Source organism: Streptomyces aquilus (genome assembly GCF_003955715.1).
Taxonomy (GTDB): domain Bacteria; phylum Actinomycetota; class Actinomycetes; order Streptomycetales; family Streptomycetaceae; genus Streptomyces; species Streptomyces aquilus.
This window is the reverse complement of sequence record NZ_CP034463.1, coordinates 2149584-2166097: the sequence shown is the minus strand read 5'-3', so window position 1 is coordinate 2166097 and position 16514 is coordinate 2149584. Positions and strand designations below refer to the sequence as shown.

The 16514-nt window shown below is 71.1% G+C and carries 14 protein-coding genes; 12 read left to right on the top strand and 2 right to left on the bottom strand.

The window, feature by feature from the left end:
* The first annotated feature begins 9 nt into the window (after window positions 1–9).
* The 8 genes from EJC51_RS09965 (at window position 10) to EJC51_RS09930 (ending at window position 8848) form a co-directional block, all read left to right on the top strand.
* Window positions 10–1116, top strand: coding sequence for a quinone-dependent dihydroorotate dehydrogenase (locus EJC51_RS09965; protein ID WP_126270744.1), 1107 nt, complete (start codon window positions 10–12; stop codon window positions 1114–1116).
* Window positions 1113–1952 (top strand): orotidine-5'-phosphate decarboxylase, encoded by an 840-nt coding sequence (gene pyrF, locus EJC51_RS09960; protein WP_126270743.1) that lies wholly within the window; start codon window positions 1113–1115, stop codon window positions 1950–1952. Before EJC51_RS09965 ends, pyrF begins: the two co-directional genes overlap by 4 nt.
* 288 nt (window positions 1953–2240) lie before the next feature.
* Window positions 2241–2564, top strand: coding sequence for an integration host factor (locus tag EJC51_RS09955; RefSeq protein ID WP_003977346.1), 324 nt, complete (start codon window positions 2241–2243; stop codon window positions 2562–2564).
* 60 nt (window positions 2565–2624) lie between these two features.
* Window positions 2625–3218, top strand: a complete 594-nt coding sequence (gmk, locus tag EJC51_RS09950; protein ID WP_097261474.1) for a guanylate kinase — start codon at window positions 2625–2627, stop codon at window positions 3216–3218.
* A 40-nt stretch (window positions 3219–3258) separates the two neighbouring features.
* Entirely contained in the window at window positions 3259–3531 is a 273-nt protein-coding gene (rpoZ, locus tag EJC51_RS09945) for a DNA-directed RNA polymerase subunit omega (RefSeq protein WP_003982715.1), read from the top strand.
* Window positions 3532–3667: 136 nt separating this feature from the next.
* Complete coding sequence (coaBC, locus tag EJC51_RS09940) at window positions 3668–4870, top strand: bifunctional phosphopantothenoylcysteine decarboxylase/phosphopantothenate--cysteine ligase CoaBC (protein WP_126270742.1); 1203 nt, start codon at window positions 3668–3670, stop codon at window positions 4868–4870.
* Window positions 4871–5109: 239 nt separating this feature from the next.
* Window positions 5110–6318: a methionine adenosyltransferase gene (metK, locus tag EJC51_RS09935; RefSeq protein ID WP_079308752.1), complete on the top strand. Its 1209-nt coding sequence runs from the start codon at window positions 5110–5112 to the stop codon at window positions 6316–6318.
* A 340-nt stretch (window positions 6319–6658) separates the two neighbouring features.
* On the top strand, window positions 6659–8848 hold the full coding sequence (locus tag EJC51_RS09930) for a primosomal protein N' (protein WP_425276785.1): 2190 nt from the start codon (window positions 6659–6661) through the stop codon (window positions 8846–8848).
* A gap of 204 nt (window positions 8849–9052) precedes the next feature.
* Here the strand turns inward: EJC51_RS09930 and EJC51_RS09925 are convergent, their stop codons facing one another.
* Window positions 9053–9595 carry a hypothetical protein gene (locus EJC51_RS09925; protein ID WP_126270740.1) on the bottom strand — a complete coding sequence of 181 codons (543 nt, stop codon included), beginning with the start codon at window positions 9593–9595 and terminating at the stop codon, window positions 9053–9055.
* Window positions 9596–9915: 320 nt separating this feature from the next.
* Between EJC51_RS09925 and fmt the strand changes: the two genes are divergently transcribed.
* The gene (fmt, locus tag EJC51_RS09920) at window positions 9916–10848 is read left to right on the top strand and encodes a methionyl-tRNA formyltransferase (RefSeq protein WP_126270739.1); all 933 of its coding nucleotides are present in this window, start codon (window positions 9916–9918) and stop codon (window positions 10846–10848) included.
* Window positions 10849–10912: 64 nt separating this feature from the next.
* Window positions 10913–12343, top strand: coding sequence for an RsmB/NOP family class I SAM-dependent RNA methyltransferase (locus EJC51_RS09915; RefSeq protein WP_126270738.1), 1431 nt, complete (start codon window positions 10913–10915; stop codon window positions 12341–12343).
* Between the two features lie 60 nt (window positions 12344–12403).
* On the opposite strand, the gene EJC51_RS09910 is transcribed toward EJC51_RS09915, so the two are convergent.
* On the bottom strand, window positions 12404–14557 hold the full coding sequence (locus EJC51_RS09910) for an MMPL family transporter (RefSeq protein WP_126270737.1): 2154 nt from the start codon (window positions 14555–14557) through the stop codon (window positions 12404–12406).
* A 134-nt stretch (window positions 14558–14691) separates the two neighbouring features.
* On the opposite strand from EJC51_RS09910, the gene rpe reads away from it, so the two are divergent.
* Window positions 14692–15378, top strand: coding sequence for a ribulose-phosphate 3-epimerase (rpe, locus tag EJC51_RS09905; protein ID WP_079308753.1), 687 nt, complete (start codon window positions 14692–14694; stop codon window positions 15376–15378).
* 78 nt (window positions 15379–15456) lie between these two features.
* Window positions 15457–16500 carry a sugar-binding transcriptional regulator gene (locus EJC51_RS09900; RefSeq protein ID WP_059196357.1) on the top strand — a complete coding sequence of 348 codons (1044 nt, stop codon included), beginning with the start codon at window positions 15457–15459 and terminating at the stop codon, window positions 16498–16500.
* Window positions 16501–16514 lie beyond the last annotated feature (14 nt).

Sequence of the window (16514 nt, the reverse complement as noted above, 5' to 3'; positions counted from 1 at the left end):
GAGGACACCATGTACAAGATCTTCTTCAACCTCGTCTTCAAACGCATGGACGCCGAGAAGGCCCACTACCTGGCCTTCCGCTGGATCCGGCTGGCCGTCAGGATCCCGGTCCTGCGCACGTTCGTCGCGGCGGCCCTCGCGCCCCGCCACAAGGAACTCCGCACCGAGGCCTTCGGTCTCCGGATGCACGGCCCCTTCGGGCTCGCCGCCGGCTTCGACAAGAACGCGGTCGCGATCGACGGCATGTCGATGCTCGGCTTCGACCACGTCGAGATCGGCACCGTGACCGGGGAGGCCCAGCCCGGCAACCCCAAGAAGCGGCTGTTCCGGCTCGTGAAGGACCGTGCGCTCATCAACCGCATGGGCTTCAACAACGAGGGCTCGCTGGCCGTTGCCGCCCGCCTGGCGTCCCGTACACCCGTCTTCAAGACCGTCGTGGGCGTCAACATCGGCAAGACCAAGGTCGTACCGGAGGCCGAGGCCGCCGCCGACTACGTGAAGTCGACCGAGCGGCTCGCGCCGTACGCCGACTACCTGGTCGTGAACGTGTCGTCCCCGAACACCCCGGGGCTGCGGAATCTACAGGCCACGGAGTCCCTGCGGCCCCTGCTGAGCGCCGTGCGCGAGGCCGCCGACCGTACGGTCCCCTCGCGTCGTGTCCCGCTCCTGGTGAAGATCGCGCCCGACCTCGCCGACGAGGACGTCGACGCCGTCGCCGACCTGGCCGTCGAGCTCGGTCTGGACGGGATCATCGCCACGAACACCACCATCGCGCGCGAGGGTCTGGGTCTGACGTCCGAACCCTCGCTGGTGAAGGAGACCGGCGGATTGTCCGGGGCGCCCCTGAAGGCGCGCTCGCTGGAGGTGCTCAGGCGCCTCTACGCGCGCGTGGGCGACCGGATCACCCTCGTCGGCGTCGGCGGCATCGAGAACGCCGAGGACGCCTGGCAGCGCATCCTCGCCGGTGCCACGCTCGTACAGGGCTACAGCGCGTTCATCTACGAAGGGCCCTTCTGGGGCCGAGCCATCCACAAGGGACTCGCCGCGCGTCTGCGCACGAGCCCGTACGCCACGCTCGCCGACGCCGTCGGCGCCGATGTGAGGGAGACCGCATGACCGACTCTTTCGGCACCCGCCTGCGCCGGGCCATGGACGAGCGCGGCCCGCTGTGCGTCGGTATCGACCCGCACGCCTCCCTGCTCACCGAGTGGGGCCTCAACGACGACGTGGCCGGCCTGGAGCGGTTCAGCCGTACGGTCGTGGAGGCGCTGGCCGACCGGGTCGCCGTCTTCAAGCCGCAGGCCGCGTTCTTCGAGCGCTTCGGCTCGCGCGGCGTGGCCGTCCTGGAGAAGACCGTCGAGGAGGCGCGCAAGGGCGGCGCGCTGATCGTCATGGACGCCAAGCGCGGCGACATCGGCTCGACCATGGCGGCGTACGCCGAGGCCTTCCTGCGCAAGGACTCGCCGCTGTTCTCCGACGCGCTGACCGTCTCGCCGTACCTCGGCTACGGCTCGCTCTCGCCGGCGATCGCGCTGGCGCGGGAGAGCGGCGCGGGCCTGTTCGTGCTGGCGCTGACCTCCAACCCCGAGGGCGGCGAGGTGCAGCACGCGGTCCGCGCGGACGGCCGTAACGTCGGCGCGACGATGCTGGCGCACCTCGCGGCCGAGAACGAGGGCGAGGAGCCTCTCGGCTCCTTCGGGGCGGTCGTCGGCGCCACACTCGGCGATCTGTCCTCCTACGACCTGGACATCAACGGCCCGCTCCTCGCGCCCGGCATCGGCGCCCAGGGGGCCACCCCCGCCGATCTGCCGGCGGTGTTCGGCGGGGTGCTGCGCAACGTCCTGCCCAATGTCAGCCGGGGCGTGCTGCGGCACGGTCCCGACGTCGGCGCGCTGCGGGAGTCCGCGGAGCGGTTCGCGGAGGAGATCAAGGCGGCCGTGGCGCTCGTATGACGGTCGTTCGCGGCGTTCGAGACGTTCTCCCGAGTCCTCCGATGAGTGTTCCCCGGCCGACTTGAGTCTGAATACATCCTCAAATCCGGGGCAGTTTGTCTGAAATGTCCGGCCTGACGGAGGCTGACCAGGACTTTTCCGCTGTTCTCGCTGACTCTGGCGGAGTTGGCCGCTAGTCTCCGAGCAGAGTCAGTGGGCAAGCGTGTTGCTCGTGGCTCCCCAGGTGTGGGGCGACTAGGTTCCTCACCGGTCCGTATCCGACAGTTCAACATCCGAGGTGACGTAGGCGTGGCTCTTCCGCCCCTTACCCCTGAACAGCGCGCAGCCGCGCTCGAAAAGGCCGCCGCGGCTCGCCGGGAGCGGGCCGAGGTCAAGAATCGACTCAAGCACTCCGGCGCCTCTCTTCATGAGGTCATCAAGCAGGGCCAGGAGAACGACGTCATCGGCAAGATGAAGGTCTCCGCGCTGCTCGAGTCCCTGCCGGGCGTGGGCAAGGTCCGCGCCAAGCAGATCATGGAGCGACTCGGTATCTCCGAGAGCCGCCGCGTGCGTGGTCTCGGCTCGAACCAGATCGCTTCCCTGGAGCGTGAGTTCGGCAGCACCGGCTCCTGAGTCCGGCCTCCGCCGGACCGGGAGTCCCGGGCACTCCGGGATTGCTGGAATAATCGCTGCATGGCTGCAACATTCCGGGGGACGACCCCCGAGCCCCCGGACGTACGTCCGCGGCTGACCGTGCTCTCCGGCCCCTCAGGGGTCGGCAAGAGCACGGTCGTCGCCCATATGCGCAAGGAACACCCCGAGGTCTGGCTCTCGGTGTCGGCGACGACCCGCAAGCCCCGCCCCGGCGAGAAGCACGGCGTCCACTACTTCTTCGTCAGCGACGAGGAGATGGACAAGCTGATCGCCAACGGCGAGCTGCTGGAGTGGGCCGAGTTCGCCGGCAACCGCTACGGCACCCCGCGCCAGGCCGTCCTGGAGCGGCTGGAGGCGGGAGAGGGCGTCCTGCTGGAGATCGACCTCCAGGGTGCCCGGCAGGTCCGGGAGTCCATGCCCGAGGCCCAGCTGGTGTTCCTGGCCCCTCCCTCCTGGGACGAGCTCGTGCGCAGACTCACCGGACGCGGTACCGAGCCGCCCGAGGTGATCGAGCGCCGTCTCGACGCCGCGAAGGTGGAGCTGGCGGCCGAGCCCGAGTTCGACGAGACCCTGGTCAACACCTCCGTCGAGGACGTGGCGCGCGAGCTGCTAGCCTTGATGGACGTTGTGTGATCGTTTTCTAGATCTCATCCCAACTTTCGGAAGGCAGAGCGTGTCCTCTTCCATCACCGCGCCCGAGGGCATCATCAACCCTCCGATCGACGAGCTCCTCGAGGCCACCGACTCGAAGTACAGCCTCGTGATCTACGCGGCCAAGCGCGCCCGTCAGATCAACGCGTACTACTCGCAGCTCGGCGAGGGCCTCCTCGAGTACGTCGGTCCGCTCGTCGACACCCACGTCCACGAGAAGCCGCTCTCGATCGCGCTCCGCGAGATCAACGCGGGTCTGCTGACGTCCGAGGCCGTCGAGGGCCCGGCGCAGTAGTACTTTCAGATTGCAGTTTGCTTTTCCACAGGCCCGGCAGCGCGACTGTCGGGCCTGTGGTCTGCTCGGGGGTGCGGGGGCCGTCCCCCCGCTGTGATGCAGGATGGAGTCCTGGGTTCGAGGGATGGGAGACCTGGTGGACAAGCCGAGGGTCGTGCTGGGGGTCAGCGGTGGCATCGCCGCGTACAAGGCCTGTGAGCTGCTGCGGAGACTGACGGAGTCGGGCCATGACGTGCGCGTGGTCCCCACCGCCTCCGCGCTGCACTTCGTGGGCGCGGCGACCTGGTCCGCCCTGTCCGGCCACCCCGTCTCCACCGAGGTGTGGGACGACGTCCACGAGGTGCCGCACGTCCGCATCGGCCAGCACGCCGACCTGGTCGTCGTGGCCCCGGCGACGGCCGACATGCTCGCCAAGGCGGCCCACGGCCTGGCGGACGACCTGCTCACCAACACGCTCCTGACCGCCCGCTGTCCGGTCGTCTTCGCCCCGGCCATGCACACGGAGATGTGGGAACACCCGGCCACCCAGGAGAACGTGGCGACGCTGCGCCGCCGCGGCGCCGTCGTCATCGAGCCCGCCGTCGGGCGGCTCACCGGCGTCGACACCGGCAAGGGCCGGCTGCCCGACCCGGGGGAGATCTTCGAGGTGTGCCGCCGGGTCCTCGCGCGCGGAGTGCGGGAGCCCGATCTCGCCGGCCGCCATGTCGTCGTCAGCGCCGGCGGCACCCGAGAGCCGCTCGACCCCGTCCGCTTCCTCGGCAACCGCTCCTCCGGCAAGCAGGGGTACGCCCTCGCCCGCACCGCCGCCGCGCGCGGTGCCCGGGTCACCCTCGTCGCCGCGAACACCGGCCTGCCGGACCCGGCGGGCGTCGACGTCGTCCCGGTCGGCACCGCCGTACAGATGCGCGAGGCGGTGCTGAAGGCGGCCGCGGACGCCGACGCGGTGGTGATGGCGGCGGCGGTCGCGGACTTCCGACCCGAGAACTACGCGACCGGGAAGATCAAGAAGAAGGACGGCCAGGAGCCGGACCCCATCGTGCTGGTGCGGAATCCGGACATCCTGGCCGAGATCTCGGCCGACCGCGCCCGCGACGGACAGGTCATCGTCGGCTTCGCCGCCGAGACGGACGACGTGCTGGCCAACGGCCGCACCAAGCTCGCCCGCAAGGGCTGCGACCTCCTCGTCGTCAACGAGGTGGGGGAGCGCAAGACTTTCGGGGCGGAGGAGAACGAAGCGGTGGTGCTCGGCGCCGACGGCAGCGAGACGCCGGTTCCGCACGGGCCGAAGGAGGCGTTGGCCGAAATCGTGTGGGACCTGGTGGCCGGGCGCCTGGGCTGAATGTTGCATTCACTTCACAGCGCACTCGAACCTCAGTATTTGAGGCGTGGCGGCCCTGGCCAAGCTCGCTCGACATTGGGCAGAATGCCCGTGCCGCAGGTCACAGTGCCCCCGAGAATCGAGACGGGTGAGCCCGTGGCCGAGTGCGACCGATAAACTGTTCTCGGACGATGCCGGGCGCAGCCCCCGTCCCGTCCGCCAATGATCAGCCAGCAGCCGCTGCAACCTCAGGGAGCGTTGTGTCCCGTCGTCTCTTCACCTCGGAGTCCGTGACCGAGGGTCACCCCGACAAGATCGCTGACCAGATCAGCGACACCATTCTCGACGCGCTCCTGCGCGAGGACCCGACCTCTCGGGTCGCGGTCGAGACCCTGATCACGACCGGCCTGGTGCACGTGGCCGGTGAGGTCACCACCAAGGCGTACGCCCCGATCCCGCAGCTGGTGCGGGACAAGATCCTCGCGATCGGTTACGACTCCTCCAAGAAGGGCTTCGACGGCGCTTCTTGTGGCGTGTCCGTGTCGATCGGCTCGCAGTCCCCCGACATCGCCCAGGGCGTCGACACCGCCTACGAGTCCCGCGTCGAGGGCGACGAGGACGAGCTGGACAAGCAGGGCGCCGGCGACCAGGGCCTGATGTTCGGCTACGCGACCGACGAGACGCCGACGCTGATGCCGCTGCCGATCTTCCTGGCGCACCGTCTGTCGAACCGTCTGTCCGAGGTCCGCAAGAACGGCACGATCCCCTACCTGCGCCCCGACGGCAAGACGCAGGTCACCATCGAGTACGACGGTGACAAGGCCGTCCGCCTCGACACGGTCGTGGTCTCCTCGCAGCACGCGTCGGACATCGACCTGGAGTCCCTGCTGGCCCCCGACATCCGCGAGTTCGTGGTGGAGCCGGAGCTGAAGGCGCTCCTCGACGAGGGCATCAAGCTGGAGACCGAGGGCTACCGCCTGCTGGTCAACCCGACCGGCCGCTTCGAGATCGGCGGCCCGATGGGCGACGCCGGCCTCACCGGCCGCAAGATCATCATCGACACCTACGGCGGCATGGCCCGCCACGGTGGCGGCGCCTTCTCCGGCAAGGACCCGTCCAAGGTCGACCGCTCCGCCGCGTACGCGATGCGCTGGGTCGCCAAGAACGTCGTCGCGGCGGGCCTCGCCTCCCGCTGCGAGGTGCAGGTCGCGTACGCGATCGGCAAGGCCGAGCCGGTCGGTCTCTTCGTGGAGACCTTCGGCACCGCCAAGGTCGAGGCCGAGAAGATCGAGAAGGCCATCGACGAGGTCTTCGACCTCCGCCCGGCCGCGATCATCCGCGACCTGGACCTGCTCCGCCCGATCTACGCCCAGACGGCGGCGTACGGCCACTTCGGCCGTGAGCTGCCCGACTTCACGTGGGAGAAGACGGACCGGGTGGAGGCACTGCGGAAGGCTGCGGGGCTTTAAGGCTCGGCTTCCGAGAGTTTTCGAGGCCCGGCGTCCCTTCGGGACGCCGGGCCTCGGCGTTTCTTATGCGGAGGGCTCGCCGGGCGGGAACGTGGTGAAGTCGTCGGGGCCGTCCTCGTATGGGGAAGCTCCGAAGCCGTCGAGGACCGCCTCGATCGCCGGGTCGGCCGAGTTGACCACCGGGGCGTTGGCCGGGACATTCAGCGGGCGCCGGCGGACCGTGGCCGAGAACCGGAAATCGTAGTCGTCCTCGGCGCTGGGCAGGCTGATGCGGGATCGGTTGTCGGTGATCTCCGTGGAGTCGCGGGCGGGTGGTCGTCGGAGGGCTGGGCGCCGTCGGATGTCAGTGGGGTTTGGTAAGAATGCTTGCGTGAGCAGCGGAGATGAGCGGGATGGTGGGCGGGGTGAGGGGGCGCCGCCTGAGCAGCTTGCGTTGATTCGGGAGAGTGTGCGGAAGGCTGAGGTACCGCGGGCGAAGCCGCGGACCTGGCGGGGGGCCGCGCTCGCGAAGGAGCTGCCTGTCGCTCGGGTGCTGGTCGACAAAGGTGTGCTGCATCTGGATCGGTACTTCGACTACGCGGTACCGGAGGAGCTCGACGCCGAGGCTCAGCCCGGGGTGCGGGTTCGGGTGCGGTTCGGGGCCGGGCGGGGGCGAGTGCGGGACGGGCGGCGTGAGGGTGGGGGGCTGATCGACGGGTTTCTCGTCGAGCGGGTCGCCGAGACCGATTACTCGGGGCCGCTGGCCGCCTTGGCGCAGGTCGTGTCGCCTGAACCTGTGCTGAGTGAGGAGCTGCTCGGGCTGGCCCGTGCTGTCGCCGACCGGTATGCCGGGAGCCTTGCCGATGTGCTGCAGCTCGCCGTGCCGCCGCGCAGTGCGCGGGCCGAGCAGAGGCCCTCGCCTGCGCCGTTGCCGCCGCCTGCGGTGCCCGAGGTGGGGTCCTGGGCGCGGTACGAGCATGGGGGCGCGTTTCTGGAGGCGCTGGCGAGCGGGGGTTCGCCGCGGGCTGTGTGGAATGCACTTCCTGGGGGGGAGTGGAGCGAGGAGATTGCTCGGGTTGTCGGTGCGACGCTGGCCTCGGGGCGGGGGGCCCTTGTCGTCCTGCCCGACGGGCGGGCCGTCGCACGTGTCGATGCCGCGCTGACCGCCTTGCTGGGGCAAGGGCGGCATGCCGTGCTCACCGCCGATGCCGGGCCCGAGAAGCGGTATCGGGAGTGGCTCGCCGTGCGGCGGGGCAGTGTGCGGGCCGTGGTGGGGACGCGGGCCGCCATGTTCGCCCCCGTGCGGGACCTCGGGCTGGTCGTGCTGTGGGACGACGGGGACGACAGCCACAGCGAGCCGCATGCGCCGCAGCCCCATGCGCGGGAAGTGCTGTTGCTGCGGGCCGCTCAGGACAAGTGCGGGTTTCTGCTGGGGAGCTGGAGTTGCACCGTGGAGGCGGCGCAGCTCGTCGAGACCGGGTGGGCGCGGCCGCTCGTCGCCTCGCGGGAGCAGGTGCGGGGGGCTGCGCCGCTGGTACGGACCGTGGGGGACGGGGATCTCGCGCGGGACGAGGCCGCCCGCGCCGCCCGGTTGCCGACGCTCGCCTGGCAGGCCGTTCGGGACGGGTTGCGGCAGGGGCCGGTGCTCGTGCAGGTGCCTCGGCGGGGGTACGTGCCGCGCATGGCCTGTGCCAACTGCCGGGCGCCTGCTCGATGTCGGCACTGTTCGGGGCCCTTGGAGGGGCAGGAGGGTGTGGACGCACTGAAGTGTGGGTGGTGCGGACAGGAAGAAGCCGCCTGGCACTGTCCTGAGTGTGGTGGTTTTCGGCTGCGCGCCCAGGTCGTGGGGGCCCGGCGGACCGCGGAGGAACTGGGGCGGGCGTTTCCTGCGGTGCCGGTGCGGACGTCCGGGCGGGAGCATGTGCTGGACACCGTGCCGGGGGCGCCCGCGCTGGTGGTGAGCACGCCGGGGGCCGAGCCGGTCGCCGAGGGCGGGTATGCGGCGGCCTTGCTGCTCGATGGGTGGGCCATGCTCGGGCGGCCCGATCTGCGGGCCGGTGAGGACGCGTTGCGGCGGTGGATCGCGGCGGCGGCGTTGGTGCGGCCGCAGGGGGCTGGGGGGACCGTGGTCGTCGTTGCCGAGCCGACGTTGCGGCCTGTGCAGGCGTTGGTGCGGTGGGATCCCGTCGGGCATGCGGTGCGGGAGCTGTCGGAGCGGGCCGAGTTGGGGTTTCCCCCGGTGTCGCGGATGGCGGCGGTCTCCGGGCCGCCGGAGGGGGTTGCGGCGTTTCTGGGAGCGGTGGAACTGCCGGGGGAGGCTGAGGTGTTGGGGCCTGTGCCGTTGCCGGTCACCGCGGTGAGGGGGGCTCGGCGGGTGGGGGCGCCGCCGGTGGGGGAGCGGTGGGAGCGGGCGTTGATTCGGGTGCCGCCGGGGAGGGGGGCGGCGTTGGCTGCTGCGCTCAAGGCTGCACAGGCTGCGCGGATGGCTCGTGGGGGGGTTGGGGGGGAGGTTGCTGTGCGGGTGCGGGTTGATCCGCCGGATATTGGGTGACGGGCTGTTTGCGGGTGCGGGTGCGGGTGCGGGTGCGGGTGCGGGTGCGGGTGCGGGGCGAGTTGTGAGTTGTGCGAGCCGTTCGTGGTGCTCGGCGGCGGTGCCGTGGGTTGTGCGGGGTGCGGGCGGTGCGTGGCCTGCTCCAGGAGGCAGGTATGCGGCTGCCCTCCCGAGAGGTTCGGGAGGGCAGGGGGATGTGGAGGGTCAGCCGTTGCGGGGGCCCGGGAAGGCTGTGGGTCTTACCTCGTCGCGCAGGGCCGGGCTGCCGGCCGTCGGCTGGGTCGGCATGGAGCGGGCCGCGGGGACCGTCGGCATCGTGGGCATGCCGGTGTTGACGCCCACCGTGCGGGTGGCCGACGTGTCCGTGGCCCGCTCGGCCTCGGCCGTCGCCTGGGCCGCGGCGCGGCGCGCGCCGTAACGGCGGTGCACCGCCTGCTTGGTGACGCCGAGTGCCGAGCCCACCGCGTCCCAGGAGAAACCCAGCGAGCGGTCGAAGTCGACCGCGGCCGTGACCAGGGTCTCGACACTGTCCCGCAGTTCCTGTGCGAGGCGCACGGTCGGAGCGGGGGCGCGTCCGTAGACGACGAAGCCCGTGGAGGGGCCGGAGCGGCGCGGGCGGTAGACGTTGCCCAACTGGGCGGTGAGCGTGCGCAACGCGTCCACCTGCCGGCGGACCCGCTCGATGTCCCGCACCAGCAAGTGCAGGCTGGCCCGAGCCTGGGCGTCGTGGGTTGCGTGGTCGGCCATGAACAAGCCTCTCGAACCGGCGTTGAAAAGGATCGGGCCGCAAGTGCGGCCCGTTGTGGTCAACTCTTTCTTGACCAACGCGTTTGCGCTCCGCTGGTCACGCAGTGGGGGCGTGGTGGCATATGCGTGCGCCGGGGGTGGCGGGTTCGCGCCTTGGGAGAGGGGGGCCGGCTCTTCCGTGGGTCGGTGCCGTCCGTGGGCCGGTTCCGTCCGTGGGCCGGTTCCGTCCGTGGGTCGGTGCCGTCGGCGCGTTTTCGTTCGCGGTCATAGACTTGGGCGCTGCCCGGTCATCCGCTCGCCCGAGAGGCCCCAACCCACCCATGAAGCTCGTCTTCGCCGGTACCCCCGAAGTCGCCGTTCCCGCCCTGGACGCTCTCCTCGCCTCCGGGCGGCACGAGGTGGCCGCTGTCGTCACGCGGCCCGACGCGCCCGCCGGGCGGGGGCGGAGGATGGTCGCGAGCCCGGTCGCGGAGCGGGCGGAGGAGGCGGGCATCGAGGTGCTGAAGCCCCTCAAGCCGCGGGACCCGGAGTTTCTGGAGCGGTTGAGGCAGATCGCGCCCGACTGCTGCCCTGTCGTCGCCTACGGCGCCCTGCTGCCCCGCGTCGCCCTCGACGTCCCCGCCCACGGCTGGGTCAACCTGCACTTCTCGCTGCTGCCCGCCTGGCGTGGGGCCGCGCCCGTGCAGCACTCCATCATGGCGGGCGACGAGATCACCGGCGCCTCCACCTTCCTCATCGAGGAAGGGCTCGACTCCGGTCCCGTGTACGGCACGGTCACCGAGGAGATCCGCGCCACCGACACCAGCGGTGACCTGCTCACCCGGCTCGCCTTCGCCGGTGCCGGGCTGCTCGCCGCGACCATGGACGGCATCGAGGACGGCACCCTGAAGGCCGTACCGCAGCCGAACGAGGGCATCACGCTCGCACCGAAGATCACCGTCGAGGACGCGTTGGTGGACTGGGCCACTCCGGCGCTGCGCGTCGACCGCGTCGTGCGCGGGTGCACGCCCGCTCCCGGTGCCTGGACCGTCTTCCGGGGTGAGCGGCTCAAGCTCATCCAGGTCACGCCCGTGCCCGAGCGGACCGACCTCGCGCCGGGGCAGCTGGCCGTCGGCAAGAACAGCGTCCATGTCGGCACCGGTTCCTACGCCGTCGAGCTGCTGTGGGTGCAGGCGCAGGGCAAGAAGCCGATGCGGGCCGCCGACTGGGCGCGCGGGGTGCGCATCGGTGAGGGAGAGGTCGTCGGCCGCTAGCGCGCCGACGTGGGGGACGTACGCTTGGTGCGTATTCCTTCCACACATCCGGAGCACCTTTTTCGTGAGCGACCAGCCCCGTCGGCCCGGCACGTCCGGCAAGCCCTACCGTCGGCCCAAGAAGGACCCCGTCCGCATCCTCGCCTTCGAGGCCCTGCGGGCCGTGGACGAGCGGGACGCGTACGCCAACCTCGTACTGCCGCCGCTGCTGCGCAAGGCGCGGGAGAAGGAGGGTCCCGACAAGTTCGACGGGCGTGACGCCGCGCTCGCGACCGAGCTGGTCTACGGGACACTGCGGCGGCAGGGGACGTACGACGCCGTCATCTCCGCGTGCATCGACCGGCCGCTGCGTGAGGTCGACCCACCGGTGCTGGACGTGCTGAGCCTCGGGGTGCATCAGCTGCTCGGGACCCGGATTCCCACGCATGCCGCCGTGTCCGCGTCCGTCGAGCTCGCCCGGGTCGTGCTGGGCGACGGACGGGCCAAGTTCGTCAACGCCGTGCTGCGGAAGGTCGCGCAGGACGATCTGGAGGGGTGGGTCGCCAAGGTAGCGCCGCCTTACGACGACGATCCCGAGGATCATCTGGCCGTCGTGCACTCGCATCCGCGGTGGGTCGTGTCCGCGCTCTGGGACTCCCTCGGGGGTGGGCGCGCGGGCATCGAGGCGCTGCTCGCCGCCGACAACGAACGGCCCGAGGTGACGCTCGTCGCCCGGCCCGGGCGGGCCACCACAGAGGAGCTGCTGCGGGAGGAGGCCGCCGTCGCCGGGCGCTGGTCGCCCTATGCCGTACGGCTGGCCGAGGGCGGCGAGCCCGGTGCCATCGAGGCCGTGCGGGACGGTCGGGCCGGGGTGCAGGACGAGGGCAGCCAGCTGGTGGCCATCGCCCTGGCCAACGCGCCGCTCGACGGGCCGGACGAGAAGTGGCTCGACGGGTGTGCCGGGCCGGGAGGCAAGGCCGCGCTGCTCGGTGCGCTGGCCGCCGAGCGGGGGGCCATGCTCCTCGCCTCCGAGAAGCAGCCGCACCGGGCGGGGCTCGTGGCCAAGGCGCTGGCCGGGAACCCCGGGCCGTACCAGGTCATCGCCGCGGACGGTACGCAGCCGCCGTGGCGGGCCGGGAGTTTCGACCGGGTGCTGATGGATGTGCCGTGCACCGGGCTGGGGGCGTTGCGGCGGCGGCCCGAGGCGCGGTGGCGTCGGCGGCCTGAGGACCTTGAGGGGTTCGGGCCGTTGCAGCGGGGGCTGTTGCGGACCGCGCTCGACTCCGTGCGGGTGGGTGGGGTGGTCGGGTACGCCACGTGTTCGCCTCACCTCGCCGAGACTCGGGCCGTGGTGCAGGACGTGCTCAAACAGGTGCCGGACGCCGAGTTGATCGACGCGCGGCCTTTGCTGCCGGGGGTGCCCGAGCTGGGTGAGGGGCCTGATGTGCAGTTGTGGCCTCATGTGCATGGGACCGATGCGATGTATTTGGCGCTGATTCGGAAGACAGCGCCGTAGGACGACAGCCGTAGGAAGACGGCCGTAGGAAGACAGCGCCGTAGGGCTCGGGCCGTCGGGTCAGTGCGGGTTCGATGTGGCTTGTCGCGCAGTTCCCCGCGCCCCTGGGGGCGTTGCGCCCCCGTCCTCCTTCGACAGCCGGTGCGGCCACCACACCTTCGACCCCGCGTCGAGGAACAGCGACGTCACCAGCACCGACCGCACCACGAACGTGTCCAGGATGATGCCCAGGGCCACCGCGAAGCCGATCTCCGCGAAGGCGACCATCGGGAGTGTGCCCAGGGCGGCGAAGGTGCCGGCCAGGACCAGGCCCGCCGAGGTGATCACCGCGCCGGTTGCCGCGAGGCCGGTCACCACGCCGGGGCGGGTGCCCTGGCGGGCGGCCTCCTCGCGGATGCGGGTCGTGAGGAAGATGTTGTAGTCGATGCCCAGGGCGACCAGGAAGACGAAGACGAACAAGGGGAAGTCCGTCGACTCGCCCGCGTAGTCGAACACGTACCTGAACGCGAGCGCGCTGAGCCCCAGGGCCGCCGCGAACGACAGGATCACGGTGCCGACCAGCAGCAGCGGGGCGATCAGGGCCCGCAGCAGGGCGCACAGGATCAGCATGACCACGACCAGGACGAGCGGGATGATCAGCTTGTTGTCATGGGCGGTGGCCTTGTCCATGTCGAGCAGGGCCGCCGTACCGCCGCCCACCTGGGCGTCGGCGTCCGGGATCGCGTGGACGGCGTCACGGACGCGTTCGACCGTCTGTTTGGCGGCCTCGCTGTCGGACGGGGCGGTCATCGTCGCCTCGAACAGCACCTGGCCGTCGTACGAGGGTTTCGTGCCCGGGGGCAGGCCCAGTGAGGCGGGGACGACGCCTCGGGTGCCGGCCACGGCCTCGCCCACCTGCCGTGCCTGCGCCTGGTTGCTGACGATGACCAAGGGGTCGCCGCTGCCCGCCGGGAAGTACCGCGCGGAGACCTCCTGGCCGACGATCGAGTCGGGCTTGCCGGTGAACGCGTCCGCGTTGCTGATGCCCGCCGCGCGCAACTGGATCAGGCCCAGGGAGCAGATCGCCAGGGCCAGTGCCGTGACACCCCAGATCATGCGGGGGCGGCGGGCGATACGGCGGCCCGTGCGCGCCCAGATGCCCCGCTCCGTGGGGTCGGCCGAACCGAAGTGCGGGATCGCCGGCCAGAAGATCCAGCGGCCGCAGATCACCAGCAGGGCGGGGAACAGGGTCATCATCGCCAGCAGCGCGACCGCGACGCCGATCGCGGCGACCGGGCCGAGGCCTCGCGTCGAGTTCATCTCGGCGGCCAGCAGGACCAGCATGCTCAGGACGACCGTGGCGCCGGACGCGATCACCGCCGGGCCCGCCCGGTGCAGCGCCAGGGCCATGGCCTCGTGGCGGTCCTCGTGACGACGTAGTTCTTCCCGGTAGCGGGCCACCAGGAGCAGGGCGTAGTCCGTCCCCGCGCCGAAGACGAGAACCGTGAGGATGCCCGCGCTCTGGCCGTTGACCGTCAGGCCCGCGTGCTCGGCCAGCAGGTAGATGAAGGCCTGCGCGGTGAACAGGGCCGCGATCACCGACAGCAGGGGGACGATCAGGAGGGTCGGGCTGCGGTAGGTGATCAGGAGCATCACGATCACCACGGCCATCGCGGACAGCAGCAGCGTGGAGTCGATGCCCTCGAAGGCCTTGGAGAAGTCCGCGGAGGTGCCGCCCGGGCCCGTGACGTGCACGGCGAGGCCGGCGCCGCCCTTCCCGGTGATGTCCCGGATGGAGTCGACCGCGGGGGCGATCTCCTCCCAGCCCTTCTCGTCCTGTGTGATGGGGACGTAGATCTGTGCCGCCCGCGGGTTCGTCTCACGGTCGTAGGCCGGGCCGCGGGTCTCGGCGCCGCGGACGCCGTGGTCGCGGAGTTGCCTGAGCTGCCGGGCGTCCTCCTGGATCTGCGCCTTGTCCTGGGCCGTGAGGCCGCTCTCGCGCGCGTAGATGACGACCGCGGGGATCTGCTCGGGCCTGAAGTTCTCGGAGATCTGGAGGACTTGGGTGGACTCGGCGGAGCCGGGCAGCCAGGAGGCGGCGTCGTTGTCCTGGGCGTCGGTGAGCTTGGAGGCGAGAGGTGCCGTCAGGAAGAGCAGCACCAGCCACAGCACCAGCACGACCCACTTGGCCCGCCGCCCGCACACCAGATGTGCGATGCCCCGGTTCTCGGTCATGGCCACCCCCGCAGCCGCTCGCCCGCACGGTCGGCGGCCCAATATGGCACGTACCGTCCCGGAGCAACATCCGTTGAACGGCTTAGGTCTGGACCGGCGCGAACATTCGTGCCCGGACGTGGGAGGCTTGGGTCATGGCCGTGCAGATCAACCCCAGCATCCTGTCCGCAGACTTCGCCCGCCTCGCGGACGAGGCGAAGGCGGTGGAGGGAGCCGACTGGCTCCACGTCGACGTCATGGACAACCATTTCGTCCCGAACCTCACGCTCGGCGTGCCGGTCGTAGAGTCGCTGGCCCGTGCGACGGACACTCCGCTGGACTGCCATCTGATGATCGAGGCCCCCGATCGGTGGGCGCCCCAGTACGTCGAGGCGGGGGCCGGTTCCGTCACCTTCCACGTCGAGGCCGCCGCCGCCCCGGTCCGGCTCGCCCGGGAGATCCGCGCCAAGGGCGCCCGCGCCTCCATGGCGCTGAAGCCCGCGACGCCCATCGAGCCGTACGAGGATCTGCTCCCCGAGCTCGACATGCTGCTGATCATGACCGTGGAGCCGGGCTTCGGGGGCCAGGCGTTTCTCGACATCATGCTCCCGAAGATCCGCCGCACCCGCGAGTTGATCAGCAAGCACGGTCTCGAACTGTGGCTCCAGGTGGACGGCGGGGTCGCGGCCTCCACCATCGAGCGGTGTGCCGACGCCGGCGCGGACGTCTTCGTCGCCGGTTCGGCCGTCTACAACGCGTCTGACCCGGCCGAGGCGGTACGTGCACTGCGCAACCAAGCGGAAGGGGCCACCGCCAAGGCGAGCTGGGCATGCGGCCACTGAGCCACAGGAACGTGAACGGCTCCCATCAGGGCTGATCAAGTCCGCCGGATCTGCAAGGATGAACGGCGAATCCAGAGTGTGAACAGCAGTGAGGAGATGGCCGTGTCGGGTATGTCGGCGGGCCGGTCAGCCATGCGGATGGGACCCGCTGAGCTGGTGCAGGCGGCGGCCATGGCCCGCCGCTTCTACCTCGAGGGCAAATCGAAGATCCAGATCGCCGAGGAGTTCGGCGTGAGCCGCTTCAAGGTGGCCAGGGTCCTGGAGACCGCCCTCGAACGGGATCTCGTACGGATCGAGATCCGCGTCCCGGCCGAGCTGGACGCCGAGCGCTCGGACGCGCTGCGCGCCCGGTACGGCCTCAGGCACGCCGTCGTGGTGGAGTCCCCGGCGGACGCCGAGGAGTCGCCCGATCCCGAGAACCTCGGTGAGACGGCCGCGGACCTGCTCGGCGAGCTCGTCAACGAGGGCGACGTCCTGGGGCTCGCCTGGGGCCGGTCCACCATCCATATGGCGGCCGCCCTCGACCGGCTGCCGCCGTGCACGGTGGTGCAGCTGACGGGCGTGTACGACGCCGGGACCGCCGAGCGCGGTTCGGTGGAGGCGGTACGGCGTGCGGCCCAGGTGTCGGGCGGGGACGCTCACCCCATCTACGCGCCGATGCTGCTGCCGGACGCGGCCACCGCGGCAGCGCTGCGCAACCAGACCGGGATCGCGCGCGCGTTCGAGTACTTCGACAAGGTGACCGTCGCCTGTGTGTCGATCGGCTCCTGGGAGCCGGGCATCTCCACGGTGCACGACATGCTCAGCGACGAGGAACGGGCGCACTACGCCTCCCTCGGCGTCGCCGCCGAGATGTCCGCGCACCTCTTCGACGCCCAGGGGCGCCGGGTGGGCCGGGACCTGGGCGAGCGGTGCATCACGGTCAAGGCCGACCAGCTCCGCCGTATCCCCGAGGTCGTGGCGATCGCGGGCGGGGCCCGCAAGGCCATGGCGATCGACGCGGTGCTGCGCTCCGGGCTGGTCACCAGCCTCGTCACGGACACGTCCGCCGCCGATGTGCTGATGGCGGCGGGGCCGACGCCGAAGCCCGCGCTGAACCGGGCTGACCCGGACGGCCTCTGACGGAAGGTCGAGGG

Coding starts and splice junctions, on each gene's coding strand:
- EJC51_RS09925 (WP_126270740.1), bottom strand. CDS start 9,595: ATGGCCGACCACGCAACCCACGACGCCCAGGCTCGGGCCAGCCTGCAC.
- pyrF (WP_126270743.1), top strand. CDS start 1,113: ATGACCGACTCTTTCGGCACCCGCCTGCGCCGGGCCATGGACGAGCGC.
- fmt (WP_126270739.1), top strand. CDS start 9,916: ATGAAGCTCGTCTTCGCCGGTACCCCCGAAGTCGCCGTTCCCGCCCTG.
- EJC51_RS09910 (WP_126270737.1), bottom strand. CDS start 14,557: ATGACCGAGAACCGGGGCATCGCACATCTGGTGTGCGGGCGGCGGGCC.
- rpe (WP_079308753.1), top strand. CDS start 14,692: ATGGCCGTGCAGATCAACCCCAGCATCCTGTCCGCAGACTTCGCCCGC.
- EJC51_RS09930 (WP_425276785.1), top strand. CDS start 6,659: ATGTCAGTGGGGTTTGGTAAGAATGCTTGCGTGAGCAGCGGAGATGAG.
- gmk (WP_097261474.1), top strand. CDS start 2,625: ATGGCTGCAACATTCCGGGGGACGACCCCCGAGCCCCCGGACGTACGT.
- EJC51_RS09965 (WP_126270744.1), top strand. CDS start 10: ATGTACAAGATCTTCTTCAACCTCGTCTTCAAACGCATGGACGCCGAG.